General features: G+C 71.8%; 10 protein-coding genes and 2 tRNA genes. 4 read left to right on the forward strand and 8 right to left on the reverse strand.

Annotation, left to right across the window (positions count from 1 at the left end):
• Window positions 1-65: 65 nt before the first annotated feature.
• Entirely contained in the window at window positions 66-1,496 is a 1,431-nt protein-coding gene (locus tag ACETWP_RS13325) for a S1C family serine protease (protein ID WP_373972745.1), read from the reverse strand.
• A gap of 262 nt (window positions 1,497-1,758) precedes the next feature.
• Here ACETWP_RS13325 and ACETWP_RS13330 point away from each other — a divergent pair, with 262 nt between their 5' ends.
• Entirely contained in the window at window positions 1,759-3,852 is a 2,094-nt protein-coding gene (locus ACETWP_RS13330) for a TPM domain-containing protein (RefSeq protein WP_373972746.1), read from the forward strand.
• Between the two features lie 124 nt (window positions 3,853-3,976).
• Window positions 3,977-4,762, forward strand: coding sequence for a PspA/IM30 family protein (locus tag ACETWP_RS13335; protein WP_373972747.1), 786 nt, complete (start codon window positions 3,977-3,979; stop codon window positions 4,760-4,762).
• Window positions 4,763-4,917: 155 nt separating this feature from the next.
• Here the strand turns inward: ACETWP_RS13335 and ACETWP_RS13340 are convergent.
• The 3 genes from ACETWP_RS13340 to ACETWP_RS13350 all read right to left on the reverse strand — a co-directional run bounded on the left by ACETWP_RS13340 (window position 4,918) and on the right by ACETWP_RS13350 (window position 7,058).
• Window positions 4,918-4,991: transfer RNA gene (locus ACETWP_RS13340), tRNA-Met, on the reverse strand.
• Between the two features lie 58 nt (window positions 4,992-5,049).
• On the reverse strand, window positions 5,050-6,195 hold the full coding sequence (locus ACETWP_RS13345) for an acyl-CoA dehydrogenase family protein (protein ID WP_373972748.1): 1,146 nt from the start codon (window positions 6,193-6,195) through the stop codon (window positions 5,050-5,052).
• The gene (locus ACETWP_RS13350) at window positions 6,195-7,058 is read right to left on the reverse strand and encodes a cytochrome b/b6 domain-containing protein (RefSeq protein ID WP_373972824.1); all 864 of its coding nucleotides are present in this window, start codon (window positions 7,056-7,058) and stop codon (window positions 6,195-6,197) included. The genes ACETWP_RS13345 and ACETWP_RS13350 overlap by 1 nt, the downstream gene beginning before the upstream one ends.
• Window positions 7,059-7,270: 212 nt before the next feature.
• Here ACETWP_RS13350 and ACETWP_RS13355 point away from each other — a divergent pair, with 212 nt between their 5' ends.
• Complete coding sequence (locus ACETWP_RS13355; RefSeq protein ID WP_373972749.1) at window positions 7,271-7,807, forward strand: MarR family winged helix-turn-helix transcriptional regulator; 537 nt, start codon at window positions 7,271-7,273, stop codon at window positions 7,805-7,807.
• 91 nt (window positions 7,808-7,898) lie between these two features.
• Here the strand turns inward: ACETWP_RS13355 and ACETWP_RS13360 are convergent.
• The 3 genes from ACETWP_RS13360 to ACETWP_RS13370 all read right to left on the reverse strand — a co-directional run bounded on the left by ACETWP_RS13360 (window position 7,899) and on the right by ACETWP_RS13370 (window position 12,358).
• Window positions 7,899-7,975 (reverse strand) — tRNA-Met (locus ACETWP_RS13360).
• 50 nt (window positions 7,976-8,025) lie between these two features.
• The gene (locus ACETWP_RS13365) at window positions 8,026-10,941 is read right to left on the reverse strand and encodes a UPF0182 family membrane protein (protein WP_373972750.1); all 2,916 of its coding nucleotides are present in this window, start codon (window positions 10,939-10,941) and stop codon (window positions 8,026-8,028) included.
• 316 nt (window positions 10,942-11,257) lie between these two features.
• Complete coding sequence (locus ACETWP_RS13370; protein ID WP_373972751.1) at window positions 11,258-12,358, reverse strand: YlbL family protein; 1,101 nt, start codon at window positions 12,356-12,358, stop codon at window positions 11,258-11,260.
• A 156-nt stretch (window positions 12,359-12,514) separates the two neighbouring features.
• Here ACETWP_RS13370 and ACETWP_RS13375 point away from each other — a divergent pair, with 156 nt between their 5' ends.
• Window positions 12,515-14,092, forward strand: a complete 1,578-nt coding sequence (locus ACETWP_RS13375; protein WP_373972752.1) for a zinc-dependent metalloprotease — start codon at window positions 12,515-12,517, stop codon at window positions 14,090-14,092.
• Window positions 14,093-14,154: 62 nt separating this feature from the next.
• On the opposite strand, the gene ACETWP_RS13380 is transcribed toward ACETWP_RS13375, so the two are convergent.
• Window positions 14,155-14,709, reverse strand: a complete 555-nt coding sequence (locus ACETWP_RS13380) for a M48 metallopeptidase family protein (protein ID WP_373972753.1) — start codon at window positions 14,707-14,709, stop codon at window positions 14,155-14,157.
• Between the last annotated feature and the right edge of the window lie 29 nt (window positions 14,710-14,738).

Genomic DNA, 14,738 nt, shown 5'->3' on the forward strand with positions numbered 1-14,738 from the left:
AACCCGCGGCACCCCGCCGTGCCACACGGGGCGGCACGGCGGGGTCGGTCGCGCGGGACCGCGGATCAGCCCTCGGGGGACGCCGCGACGGTGACCTCCACGCTGGCCGCTTCGCCGCCGCGCGTGTAGTGGATCGTGGCCTTCGTTCCGGCGGCGTACTCGCGCACGGCGGCCGTGAGCGAGAGGCTGTCGTCGATGGGACGGTCTCCCACGCCGGTGATGACGTCCCCGGACTGGAGCCCGGCCTGCGCCGCGGGCGAATCCGGGGCGACGTCGCGGATCTCCGCGCCGACGCTGAACGAGGTCCTCGATTCGCCGGTGTCCGCGGGCTTGGCCTGCACCGTCACACCCAGCAGGCCGTGGGTGGCCTTGCCGTCCGCGATCAGGTCGTTGGCGATCCGCTGCGCGTAGTCGATGGGGATCGCGAAACCGACACCGATGCTCCCGCCCTCGGACGAGGACCCGGACGAGGCGATCGCGACGTTGACGCCGATGATCCTGCCCTCGATGTCCACGAGGGCGCCTCCGGAGTTGCCGTGGTTGATGGCCGCATCGGTCTGCAGGACGTTCACGTAGATCGACCCGGTGCCGCCCGCCTGCCCCTGCTCGCCCGGGAACTGGAAGTTGAACTGGTCCCCGCCCTCCTCCTCCTCGGGTTGTCCCTCCGCGGTGTCGTCCGGGACGGCGGAGGACGCGACGCTGATGGTGCGGTTCAGTGTGGAGACGATGCCGTCGGTCACCGTGCCGCTCAGGCCCAGTGGCGCGCCGATGGCGATCGCCGTGTCGCCGACGTTGAGCTTGCCCGACTCGCCCAGCGTGGCCGGGGTCAGGTTGCCGGCCTCGATCTTGATGACCGCGAGGTCGGAGAGCGGGTCCGTGCCGACGATCGTGGCCTCGTGCACGGCGCCGTCGCTCGTGCGCACCGACACGTTCGGCGAGGCCGTGGCGCCCCCGAGCGTCACGACGTGCGTGTTGGTCAGGATGTGGCCGTCGTCGTCCAGGATGATGCCGGAGCCCGACCCGCCCTGCTCTCCGTCGTTGACCTCGATGGTGACCACGCTCGGCGACGCCTTGGCGGCGGCGGCGGTGACTGCGGTGACGTTCTCGGGGTTGTTGATGACCACCGACTCGCCCGCGGCGGCCGAGGACACGGCGATCGGCTGGGCGCCGCCGACGATGAGCTGGTTGGCGCCCACTGCCGCGCCGCCGCCGACGAGTGCCGCGGCCAGCATCCCGGCGAGCAGCACGGGCGCGCCGAACCGCTTCGGCTGCCGCCGGTAGGCTGCCGGGGAGGGTCCGAACGCGGACGCGGGCGCGGAGGACGGGTCGCGGGGATCCGGGGTGCCGTAGGAGGGGTAGTTGGGCCCCGGCGCACCGATCGGCTGCGTGGAATTCCACGACGAGTAGGGGTCGCTGGGGGCCTTCGGCGGCGTTTGGGGCCGCGGCGGAAGGCCCGCGCCGGCGTCCTCGCCCGGGGTGTTCCTCTGGTCGCTCATCGCTGGAGTCCTTTCTGGGGTTCCTTGGGGTCAACTATGCCAAGCCGCTCTGTGTTCCCCGAAAGCTTTCCCTGAGTGCCCGCTGTGAGTTGGCCGTGCGGCGGACGGGCGACGCCTTTCGCTGTGGGCGCAGGGTCCCCGGTGGACGCTCGCACTAGCCAACCATAGAATCGAGACCGACAGCCCCCCACGCCGGGGGCCGGATATCAGCCTCGATATCGACCGGCGGGTGAGGGCCGTCCACGATGTCGAAGGGTGATTCATGCGATCCATAGCCAGACGCGGGGCGGCCGCCGTCGGCGCCTCCGCGCTTTTCCTGTTCCTGCTGGCGGGCCCGGCGTCCGCCGAGCCGCCCGTGACGATTCCCCCGGGCGAGTTCGTGGTGGACCAGGCGGACGTCCTGGGCTCCGAGGCCGCGCGGGTCGAGGACGCGGTCGGGGAGCTGCGGAGCGCCACGGGCAAGAGCCTGTTCGTCATCTACGTCGACACCTTCACCGATCCCGCGGACCCCGGCGACTGGGTGGACGAGGTGTCCGACGCGAAGGGCCTCGGTCCCAGCGACACCGTGCTGGCGCTGGCCGTCGACGCGCGCCAGGGCCACCTGCGGTCACACCCCGACGGCGACATCGCCGCGTTCGACCAGGAGATCTGGGAGCAATTCGTGGTTCCCGAGCTCGGCGGCGAGTTGAGCCCCGAGGCCTTGGCCGACGCGGGCGTGCAGGCCGCGGCGGGGATCGAGGCCGCGGCCGACGGCGAGCTGGGCTCCGCAACCGGCGAGGGCGACGCCGAAGCCTCCGGTGGCGGCGCGTCCGCGGCACCGTGGATCATCGGCGGCGTCGTCGTGGCCGGCGGGGCGACCGCATGGGCCCTGTCCCGCCGGCGCCGGCTGGCCCCGGCCACCGGGGCGCAGGGCCCGCAGGCGGGGCCAGACGGCCAGCCCGTGGACCCCCTCGCCGGGCTCGCCATCGAGGACCTCCGGCGACGCGCGGGCAGCCTGCTCATCGCGGCGGACGACGCGGTGAAGTCCAGCGAACAGGAGGTCGGCTTCGCCATGGCGCAGTACGGCGGGGACTCCGTCAAGCCGTTCCTCGAGGACATCGCCGCCGCCAAGGAGCACCTCAACGAGTCGTTCAAGCTGCAGCAGCAGCTGGACGACCACATCCCGGACACCGAGCTGGAACAGCGCACGTGGCTCGGGGACATCATCCGCCGGTGCGAGGCCGTGAACGACACGCTCGAGGAGCATAAGGAGGAGTTCGACGCCCTGCGGGAGCTGGAACGCAACGCCCCGCAGGCCGTGGAGTCGCTCAAGGGCGCCACCGCCCCCGTGCGCGAGCGGCTCGTCGCGGCGCGCGCCGCGCTCGACTCGCTGACCGGGACGTACGCCGACGGGGCGCTGACCCAGGTCCACGACAACATCGCCCAGGCCTCCGAGCGCCTGGACTTCGTGGACAGCGCGATCGCGACGGCCGAGGCGAAGATCGCCGGGCAGTCGACGGCGGAGGCCGCAGTCGCGGTCCGCGCCGGCGAGGAGAGCCTCCACCAGGCCGGCGTCCTGCTGGCCGCGATCGACAAGACGGGCGCGGATCTGGCGCGGGCGCGCACCGACCTCGAGTCGGCCGTCGCCGCGACCGCCCGCGACCTCGCGCAGGCCCGCGCCCTCGTGGGGAGCGGGACGAACCCCGAGCTCGCGGGTCCGGTGGCCGCGGTGGAACAGGCGCTGGCCGAGGTCCGTGCGCAGCTGCAGGGCGGGCGCGTCGATCCCGTGGGGCTGCTCGGCACGGTGGAGCACGCCCACGAGCAGCTGGACGCCCCACTCTCGGCCATCAGGGACCAGCGGGAGCAGGCCCAGCGGGCCGCCGAGCAGCTGCAGGCCGCCGTGCGGAGCGCGCAGGTCAAGATCGAGGGCACGGGCGACTTCATCCGGGCGCGGCGCGGGGCCGTCGGCTCCACGGCACGGACCCGCTTGGCGGAGGCCCAACGCAACCTGGACGAGGCGCTTCGCCTCGGCAACCGGGAGCCGGTCGCCGCCCTGCAGTACGCCCACCAGGCCGCCTACCTCGCGGACCAGGCGGCGCGCGAGGCCGAGAGCGACGTCGGCGGGTTCGGCGGCGACGGATTCGGAGGCGGTGGGTTCGGAGGCGGCGGCTTCGGAGGGGGTCGCGGGGGCGGCGGCCTCGGCGGCGCGATCCTCGGCGGCATCCTGATCGACTCCATCCTCCGCGGGGGGCACTCCGGGGACTCCGGAGGCGGCATCTTCGGGGGCGGCGGCTTCGGCGGGTTCGGCGGCGGGGGCGGCGGAGGCGGCTTCGGCGGCGGTTTCGGCGGCGACGGCGGTGGAGGCGGCAACTTCTAGCCCCCGGACGCGGACCGGCCCGGCGGCGGACGGACCGGAAACGCAGACAACCGGCGCCGCGACGGGCCGGCGGCAGGAACGCAACAGACAGAAGCGGTACCAACGAAAACTGGAGGGTGACCCCATGATCAAGCAGTCAATTTTTGGCAGAGTCTCGCAGCTGGCGAAGGCCAACATCAATGCCATCCTCGATTCGGCGGAGGATCCGCAGCGGATGCTGGACCAGATGGTCCGCGACTACACCAACAACATCGCCGAGGCGGAGACGGCCGTGGCGCAGACCATCGGCAACCTGCGCATGATTCAGCAGGACCACCGCGAGGACCAGGAGGCGGCCCGCGATTGGGGCAACAAGGCCCTCGCCGCGTCCCGCAAGGCCGACGAGTACCGGACGGCGGGCAACGAGGCCGACGCCGCGAAGTTCGACAACCTGGCCAAGGTCGCCATCCAGCGCCAGATGCAGGCCGAGGGCGAGGCCCGCGGCGCAGAGCCCACGATCGCCTCGCAGGAGGAGATCGTCGCGAAGCTGAAGTCCGGGCTTGAGGCGATGAAGGGCAAGCGCCAGGAGCTCGTCTCCAAGCGCGACGAGCTGGTGGCCCGCGCCAAGTCGGCGCAGGCCCAGACGCAGGTGCACGACGCGATCAAGAGCATCGACATCATGGACCCGACCTCGGAGGTGTCCCGCTTCGAGGAGAAGATCCGCCGCGAGGAGGCCCGCGTGATCGGCGCCAGCGAACTCGCGGCCTCCAGCCTGGATTCCCAGTTCGAGTCCCTGGAGGACCTCGGGGAGCAGACCGAGGTCGAGGCCCGCCTCGCGGCGCTGAAGGCGGGAAAGTCTCCGTCGGCGCTGGGATCGGCGGCGTCGGACGCGGCGTCGGCCACCGAGGAGACGACCTACCACGGCGCGTAGCGCGCGGCGCCGCGGGTTCCCCGCACCGCGCCGAACGCCCCCGCCCTCCGTGGCGGGGGCGTTCGGCTGTCCGGCGGGTGCGCCGGCCGGGGATGCGCGCACGCAAAAAAACAGCCCCTGACCGGATTTCTCCGAGTCAGAGGCTGTCTCTAGCGTTGCGGGGACAGGATTTGAACCTGTGACCTCCGGGTTATGAGCCCGGCGAGCTACCGAACTGCTCCACCCCGCGGCGTGCTTACAACTGTACCGGAGCCCGGCGGCGAGTCCAAATCGGCGGTGTCCCCCGCTCAGCCGGGCCTGCGCTCGGCGATCATCCGGCCGACGATCAGGCGCATGATCTCGTTGCTTCCCTCGAGGATCTGGTGGACGCGCAGGTCGCGCACGATCTTCTCCAGCCCGTACTCGGCCAGGTACCCGTAGCCTCCGTGGAGCTGGACCGCCGAATTCGCGACCTCGAACCCGGCATCGGTGGCCACCCGCTTGGCCATGGCGCACAGCCGGACCGCGTCGGGCGATCCGCTCTCCAGCGCGTCCGCCGCGCGGTGCAGGAAGGTGCGGGCGCACTCGAGGCTCGTCTCCATGTCCGCGAGCTCGAAAAGCAGGGTCTGCTGCTCGATCAGCGGGCGGCCGAAGGCGGTGCGTTCCCTGAGGTGGGCGATCGAGCGGTCCAGCGCCGCCTGTCCCCCGCCCAGCGAGCACGCACCGATGTTGAGGCGGCCGCCGTTGAGGCCCTTCATCGCGATGCCGAAACCCGCGCCCTCCGCTCCGAGGCGATCCGCAGCCGGCACGCGGACGCGGTCCAGGACGACCTGGCGCGTGGGCTGGGCGTTCCAGCCCATCTTGCGCTCCGGCGGGCCGAAGGACAGCCCCTCCGCGCCCGCGGGGACCATGAACGCGGTGATGCCGCGGCCGCCCGTGTCGGCGGTGCGGGCCATGACCAGGTAGTGCGCGGCGGCACCGGCCCCGGAGATGAACTGCTTGACGCCGGTGAGGACGTAGTCGCCGCCTTCGCGTGCGGCGCGCGTGGTGAGCGCCGCGGCGTCGGACCCTGCGCCGGGCTCGGTCAGGCAGTAGCTGGCGAGGTCGTCCATGGAGGCCAGTCCCGGCACCCAGCGCGCGCGCTGCGCATCGTCGCCGAAGGTGTCGACCATCCACACCACCATGTTGTGGATCGAGATGTACGCCGAGATCGTCGGGCAGGCCTTGGCCAGCTCCTCGAACACGAGGACGGCGTCGACGCGGCCCAACCCGGATCCGCCGAACTCCTCGCGGGCGTAGATCGCACCCATGCCCAGGGCGCCGGCCTCGCGGAGGACGTCCACCGGAAAGTGGTGGTCGCGGTCCCACGCGGCCGCGTGCGGGGCGATCCGCTCCGCCGCGAAGTCCCGGACCATCTCGACGATGGCCCGCTGCTCCTCGGACGGGCCGTGCATCAGCGGCTGACCTTGCCCGTCAGGGACGCGACGGGCGCGAGGAAGACGGGCCGCGCCAGGAACCAGGCCCCGACCATGGCCACCACGGAGGCCGCGAAGATCCAGAAGCCCAGCCAGCCGGCGTCGTCGCGGACGGCGTACATGTGGTTGAGGTTGCGTAGCGCGCCGGTGGCGAACACCAGCGCGACGTGGACGATCACGAAAAGCACGAAGTAGATCATCACCGGGAAGTGCACGGCGCGCGCGGCCTCGATCGGGAACACCTTGTTCACGGCCGCCTTCTTCGGCCACGCCTCCGACATGCGCAGCCCCGTGGCGATCGCCAGCGGCGCCGCGATGAACACCGTGGTGAAGTAGGCCAGCACCTGGAGGCTGTTGTAGTTGACCCAGCCGTTCTCCAGCGGCCAGTCCAGCGACGCGTACTGCAACGCCGCCGACGCGGCGTTCGGCAGCACCTCCCAGCTCGTCGGGACGATCCGCATCCACTGGCCGGTGGCGAAGACCAGGACCATGAACACTGCGCCGTTCAGGACCCAGAGCGCGTCCAGCGTCAGGTGGAGCCAGAGGTCGATGCTGATCCGCTTCGGCGGGTTCTTCGTCTTGATCAGGCCCTTGTTGTTGCGGGTCCAGTGCGCCGGCGGCCGGGCGGTCGAGCGCACCTGCCAGCCCGTGCGGATGATCAGGACGAGGAAGAAGGCGTTCAGGAAGTGCTGCCACGCGAGCCACGCGGGAAAGCCGGTCGGGGCGTCCGCGGGAAGCTCCGTGTGGCCCGGGTAGGTGGCCAGGAACCCCTGGACCGCGTCCAGGGTCACGAGCCAGCGCGCCGCGAGGACCAGCAGCCCCAGGGCGACGACGGCCCCCAACGCGGCCCAGAGGAACCGGACCCGGGCGGGCTGCGTCTTGCCGCCCGGCCTGCTTGCTGTGGACTTCACGGTGCGTTCCTCTCGCGCGGGGATTCTCCGGAAACAATACTAGGACTTGCTAGCATTTAGTAGGAAAGCAGAGTACATAGGGGGAAGGCCGCTTACGGCGGCCGTCCCGGACCCGGCAGGGCCCCACGAAAGGACGCGACACCATGGCTTCCGCACGGCCGCTGCCGACCGACCCGATCGCCGAGGCCCGGCGCCAGTGGATCGAGCACGGCTGGGGCGGCGCCGCCGACGGCATGGTCGCCGTCGCCTCGGTGATGCGGACGCAGCAACTCATGCTCTCGCGCGTGGAGTCCGCGCTCAGGGACTTCGGGCTGTCGTTCGCCCGGTTCGAGCTCCTGCGGCTGCTCGCCTTCTCGCGCGGCGGCGCGCTGCCCATGGCCAGCGCGAGCGCCCGCCTGCAGGTCCACCCCACCAGCACCACCAACACGGTCGATCGCCTCGAACGCGACGCCCTGGTGCGCAGGGGCGCCCACCCGACCGACCGCCGGGCCACGCTCGTGACCATCACCGACGCCGGCCGCGAGCTGGTCTCCGCCGCCACCGAACGGCTGAACGCCGAGGTCTTCGGCGCCCCCGGCATTCCAGCGGAGGACCTGCGGCAGCTCGTGGGGATCCTGGCCCGCTTCCGCCGGGGCGCTGGCGATTTCCTGGATCCCGCCCAGCCGCCGGAGCCCCTGTAGCCGCCGCGGCCGACGTGGCCGCGTGCCCGCGGCAGCCCGGACATGAGCAAGGCCCCGAACGGTTGAACCGTTCGGGGCCTTGCGCGTCACTTGGTTGCGGGGACAGGATTTGAACCTGTGACCTCCGGGTTATGAGCCCGGCGAGCTACCGAACTGCTCCACCCCGCGGCGTGAAGTCCAAGCTTCGCACCTTACGGGGTGAAACACCAAATCGGTGGCTAGCCGTTGCCCTCCGCCGGGGCGGATTCGGTCGGCTCGGCGCCCTCGCCCTCCGGGGGGGCCACCGGCTCGCCGGTGATCTCCGCCTCGGCGTCCAGCGCCTGCTGCAGGGCCTGTTGGAGCTTTGCCTGCTCCTCGCCGTAGGTGGCGAAGTCGCCCTCGGCCAGTGCGGCCTGGCCCGCCTGGATGGCCGCGTTGGCGGCCTCCAGTGCCTCGCCCAGCCGCTGCTCCGCAGTCGATGTCGTCGGCTCCTCCTCGCCCGGAGCGGGGGTTCCGCCCTCGCCCTCGTTGGTCTCGGCCCCGGACGAGCCCTCGAAGAGCTGGTCGAGCGCCTCGGCGAGGGTGTCGGCGAAGCCCACCTTGTCGCCGAAGGACACCAGGACCTTGCGCAGCGTCGGGTACGACGTCGCGCCGGTGGACTGGATGTAGACCGGCTGGACGTGCAGGATGCCGCCGCCGACCGGAAGCGAGAGCAGGTTGCCGTTGATGACCTCCGACGCGCCCTGGCGGAGCAGGTTGAGCTGGGCCGAGACGTTGGTGTTGGAGTCGAAGTTCTGCTGCGCCTGGCCGGGGCCGGGGACGACGGTGTTGCGCGGCAGCTCGAGGAGCCGCAGCGTCCCGTAGCCCTCCGACTTCACACCGGCCTCCGTGCCGGCGTCCGCCTCGGCGGAGAGGAAGCCGTAGAGCACGTTGCGCTGCTGGCTGCCCGCGCTGGTGGCCGGGATGAACGTCGACGTCAGCGAGAAGGTCTCGCTCTCCTGGTCCGGCATGCGCAGCGACAGGTAGTACGGGGGCTGCTTGACGGCGATCGTCGGCTCGGTCGGATCGTTCGGGACGGACCATGCGTCGTTCGACTCGTAGAAGTCGTCCGGGTCGGTCACGTGGTACTGGCCGAGCAGTTCGCGCTGGACCTTGAAGAGGTCCTCCGGATAGCGGACGTGGGCCATGAGGTCCGCGGACATCTCGCTGAACGGCTTGATGGTGGTCGGGAAGACCTTCTGCCACGCCTGCAGCAGCGGCTCGTCCGGCTCCCACGCGTAGAGGTCCACCGAGCCGTCGTTGGCGTCGACGGTGGCCTTCACCGAGTTGCGGATGTAGTTGACCTGCCCGGAGAGCGCGTTGGCGCGGTTCTCGCCGGTCAACGAGTCGCGCACCGCGGACTCCAGCTGCTGCGCCGTCGAATACGGGAAGTTGTCGTTCGTGGTGTACGCGTCCACGATCCATTTCACGCGCCCGTCGACGATGGCCGGATAGGCGTTCGAGTCGACCGTCAGGTACGGCGCCACCTTCTCCACGCGGTCCTTCGGGGTGCGGTCGTAGAGGATCTGCGACTCGCTGTTAACGTCGCCGGAGAGCAGCAGGTCGGTGGAGCCGAACTTCAGCGCGTAGACCAGGCGGTTGAAGAAGTTGCCGACGCTGGGGCCGCCGTCGCCCTGGAAGGTGGTCTTCGCGTCGCCGGCCCCGGACTCGTCCTGCGGGCGGTCGAGCTCGCGTGGGGCCCAGCCCTCGGGCCCACCGACGACCGAGTACTCCGGGGAAAACTCGCCGAAGTAGATGCGCGGCTCGTAGGTCGAGTCGTCGCCGAGCACGCCGTCGGTCGGGATGCCGCCGAGCATGAAGTCCGGACGGCCGCCGGCGGCGACCTTCGCGCCGTACGCGGCCACGACTCCGTAGCCGTGCGTGTAGGTGATGTGCTGGTTGACCCAGCTGTCCGTCGGGTCGACGTTGACTTCGCGGACCGCGATGACGGTGTCCTCCACCTTGTCCTCGACCCGGTAGCGGTCGACGTTCAACGTCGGGGCGAAGCGGTAGTAGGTGCGGAACTGCTGCAGCTGCGCGAACGCGTCCGAGATCAGGTTCGGGTCCAGCAGGCGGATGTTGGTGGTGGTGGCGCTGTCCTTGGCCAGGGCGTCGCGCGCCGTGTCCGTGGTCGCGTTGTACGGCGTCACCTGGATGTCGTCCAGGCCGTACGCCATGCGGGTCATCTCGATGTTGTCCTGGATGTACTGCTGCTCCAGCGTCTTCTCGGACGGCTGGACCTGGTACTGCTGGACGATGAACGGGTAGATGCCGCCGGCGACCAGCGCGGTGACGACGAGCATGGCGCTGCCGACCAGCGGCAGCTTCCACTGGCCCCCGATCGCGCCGGCGATGAAGAGCAGGGCCACGAGGATCGCGGCGATGGCCAGGATGGTCTTCGTGGGAATGACGGCGTTGACGTCCGTGTAGAGCGCGCCGGCCACGCGACCGTCCTGGGAAACGAGCGTCGCGTAGCGGTCCATCCAGTAGTTCGCCGCCTGGAGCAGCAGGAAGAGGCCGGCGAAGACGCTGATGTGGATGCGGGCGGCCTTGGAGACCACGACCCCGCCGCGCTCTTCGATGCGGATGCCGCCGTAGAGGTAGTGCGTCAGGAGGCCGGCGATGCCGGCGATGAGGACCACGCTGATGAGGTAGCCGACGACGAGGCCCAGGAACGGCAGCGTGTTCATGTAGAAGGACAGGTCCATCCCGAAGCGCGGATCGACCTCGCCGTAGGGCACCTGGTTGAAGTACAGCAGGACCTGCTGCCACTGCGACGTGACGGCGGTCGCGGCGAAGGCGCCCAGGACCACGGGGACGCCGACCATCAGCAGCCGGCGGATGGGCTCGAGCTGCGACTGGTAGCGGTGCAGGCTGTCCTGCATCTGCGCGTCCGGCGCGTAGACCGGGCGCGAGCGGTGGGCGAGCATCAGGCTGAGCCAGACGGCTGCGGCCATGACGAGGAACGCGACGGCGAAGATGCCGGCTTTGGAGAGGTTCTCCTTCCAGAAGACCTCGGCGAAGCCCAGCTGTCCGTACCACAGCACATCCGCGTAGATGTTGGCGAAGAAGACGAAAGCCGCCACGAGGACGCCGACGACCACGATGGTCGGCATCAGCGCGGACGGCTTGCGCGGGGGACCCTGCTGCGGCCTCGTCCCACCGTTGGGCTCGCCGGGGCCTTGGGGGCGCCCGCCGAATGGATTGTCGGCACCGAATGTCACTGTTGAACCTCATCATGGGGTCAGCTGGAGCCGCCGCGCAGTCGCGGGCGGTTTGTGATCCATTCTGCCCTGAGGCCGCCGGGGACGACGAACCGAAAGGCCCCGGGGGCGGCATCGATAAACGATCGTAACGTTCCCGCTCGCCGCCTCCGGGGCGGCGGCGGCGTCCCGGCGGCCAGCCCCCGGTCAGCGGACGATCAGCCGACGCTCAGCAGGCAGGAAGCGTGTCGGGGTCCGCGCCTTCGGCGACGGCCTCCACCGCGGACCGCGCGGCGTCCAGCGTGGCGACGCTGACCACCGACAACCCGTCGGGGATCCGGCCGGCGACGTCCGCGCAGTTGTCGGCCGGCGCCAGGAAGACCTCCGCGCCCGCCTCGCGCGCGCCGACCAGCTTCTGCGCGATGCCTCCGATCGGGCCGATCCGGCCCTCCGGGTCGATGGTGCCGGTTCCCGCGACATGGCGGCCGCCCGTCAGCTCGCCGGGCGTCAGCGTGTCCACGATGCCGAGCGAGAACATCAGCCCCGCGCTCGGTCCGCCGACGTTCTGCAGCGTGAACTCGACGTCGAACGGGAACGTGAACTCGGTCTGCAGGAACACCCCGAGCTGCCGCTGGCCCTCGGGCGAGGCCGTGGTGGCGGCCTCGACGCTGAGATCCTCCCCGTCGCGCTCGATGTCCAGCGCGACCGGTTCCTCGCCGGCGGCCTGCAGGGCGCCGCGCAGCATCTCCAGGTCGGTGATCGACCGGCCCTCGATCCGCTTCAGGACGTCGCCGGCCGCCAGGACGTCCTCGTTGGTGGCCGCGGCGAGTTCCGCGACCTGGAGCCGCTGGCCGAAGGCGATGTCCAGGCTGCCCAGGGCGGCCGCGACGGAGGTTTGCTGCGAGTTGTCCATCAGCGACGCGTTCTGGTCGCTGATCTGCTCGTCCGTGGTCCCGCGCGGGTAGACGGATTCCTCCGGGTAGACGTCCTGGGTGGGGTGCGCCCACCCCTGGAGGACCTGGAAGGAAGGGATCCTGCGGTCGGCGCCGCCGCGGACGTAGACGGTCGTCAGGTCCAGCCGGCCCTCGGGCTGGAAGGACTCGCGGCCCGTGACCTTGATGACGGGCTCGCCGTCCACGACCCCGACCGTGTTGATGGCCGGGCCGGGGGACTCGACGATGAAGGGGCTGGGCAGCGCCAGGGCGACGAAGCCCAGCACGACGGCGACGCTCGCCGCGGCGACGAGGGTGCGCTGCATCCGCAGCGCGCGCCGCGGGGCCGGGCTTGCGGGCTCGTGCGGACCGCGCGGGTCCTGCAGTGGTACCGACACGTCTTGCTTCCCTTCCGCCGCGCGCCCCGTGGCGCGTCCGGCCGGCCCGATGGACCCCTCCTAGGCTACTCGGTAGGGGCGGCGCCGCGCTTTGCCGACAGCGAACCCCGCCCGCGGATCGTGGGCGGGCCCGGCCGCCGGGGGTAACGTTGGACCATGGCTGACACTCCCCGAGACAACCGCCCCGAAGACGCCGACGAGCCCGAGGATTCCGGCAAGCAGGATCCGTTCGCCGAGATGCTCGCCGGACTGTTCGGCGGGACGTCCGGCGGCTTCGACCCGAAGAACCTGCCCGAGGGTCTCGGCGCGGCGATGGGCATGCCGAACGACCCGGAGGCGATGGCCGCCATGTTCCGCCAGGTCCAGGCGATGATGGGCGCCATGGCCTCCGGCGACGGCGGTCCCGTGAACTGGAAGCTCGCCCACGATTCGGCGCGCCAGGCCGCCGCGGGGTCGGACCCGTCGGTAACGCCTTCGCGCGCGGGTGCGGTCGCCGACGCCGGCCGGCTCGCCGACCTCTGGCTGGACCAGTCGACGACGTTCGCCTCCGGTCCCGCGCCGTTCGCCGCGCTGTCGCGCGCCGAGTGGGTCGAGAAGACGATGCCCACGTGGAAAACGCTGACCGAGCCCGTCGCCGTGAGCGTCGGGAAGGCGATCAGCTCGGCGATGAGCGACCAGCTCCCCGAGCAGCTCAAGCCGATGCTCGGCGGGGCGCAGGGCATGTTCCAGAACCTGGGCGGGGCGATGTTCGGCATGCAGCTGGGCACCGCCGTCGGCGGGCTTGCCAAGGACGTCCTCGGCGCGAGCGACATCGGGCTGCCGCTCGCCGGCGGGGCGCCGGCGCTCGTCCCGGCGAACGTCTCCGCGTTCGGCGAGGGGCTCGACGTCCCCGAGCAGGAGGTCCTGCTCTTCGCCGCGCTGCGGGAGTCCGCGCATTCGCGGCTCTTCCTCCGCGTTCCGTGGCTGAAGGCCCACGTGCTCGGGGCGATCGAGGACTACGCCCGGGGAATCCACATCGACATGTCCCGCATCGAGGAGGCGGTCCGCGAGATCGATCCGTCGAACCCCGAGTCGTTCCAGGGCGCCGTCACCGAGGGGCTCTTCCAGCCGCAGCGCACCGGCGCGCAGGACGCCGCCCTGGCGAAGCTCGAGACGGCGCTGGCGCTGGTTGAGGGGTGGGTGGACGAGGTGGTGGCCGCAGCCGCGACCAACCTGCCCTCCGCGGCGGCCCTGCGCGAGACCGTCCGTCGCCGGCGCGCGAGCGGCGGGCCGGCGGAACAGGCCTTCGCCTCGCTGGTGGGTCTGGAGCTGCGCCCTCGCCGCCTGCGCGACGCGGCGCGCTTCTGGTCCGTGATGCGGCAGGAGCGCGGCCTGGACGGTCGGGACGCCCTGTGGGAGCACCCGGACCTCATGCCGACCGCGGAGGACCTCGATGATCCGGAGGGCTTCGGTGCGCGCCGGGCGCTCGCCGAAGCGACCGACGGCGAGCTCGACGAGGCGCTCACCCGCCTCTTGGCCGGCGGCTACGACTCCCCCGCCGGCGACGGGGCCGGCGGCGACGGGGCTGGCGGCGACGGGGCTGGCAGCGGTGAAGTGGCCGTCGCGGAGAGCGACGCCGCCGAAAACGACTCGGCCGACGAGTCCCCGGCCGGGGGGCCGGAAACGGACGGTGGGCGCGACGGGGAGCCTGACGAGGGCCGCGACGACGGCAAGACCGGGGGCACGGCCCCGTAGGTCCGTCCGCCGCGGCCGCGGACGTCGCCGTCGCGGCCTTCCGCTCCCGGAGTCGTCGTCCGCTAGTCGCGGTCCGCGTCGCCGTCGTGACGGCCGGCCGCGTCCCCCGGTCCATCGCCCGGCAGGTGGTTCCGGGCGAACGACACCCCGTCCAGGAAGGCCTTGGCCTCCGGCGTGCGGGGATAGCGGCCTTCGAGCTCCCGGAAGGCCGGGCCGTGGCCGCCGGGCTCCGCGAGGTGGGCGAGTTCGTGGAGCAGCACGAAGTCCTGCACCCAGGCGGGCATGGGCCGCAGCCGGTCCGAGAGCCGGATCGTGCCCTCCTCCGGCGTCGCCGAACCCCAGCGCGAGCGCTGGTTGGACACCCAGCGCACCGACACCGGCTCGCCGCGGCCGTCGAGGTAGCGGGCGCTCAGTGCCAGCGCGCGCTCCATGAGGTCCGCGTCGCTCCGCGCGCCGCGGCCGCGCCGCCCGCGGTCCCTGCCGGCCCGCAGCCGCTCGACCATGTCCAGCACCCACTGGTCCTCCTGCGCCGCGCTGAGCCGCGCCGGCACCGAGACGACGGCGGCGCCGTCGCGCCACGCGGCCGAGACGGTGCGGGTGCGACGGGCGGAACGCACAACGCGAACCCGGAGGCCGTCCTCCGCGG

Source organism: Arthrobacter halodurans (assembly GCF_041877255.1).
Classification (GTDB): Bacteria; Actinomycetota; Actinomycetes; order Actinomycetales; family Micrococcaceae; genus Arthrobacter_N; species Arthrobacter_N halodurans.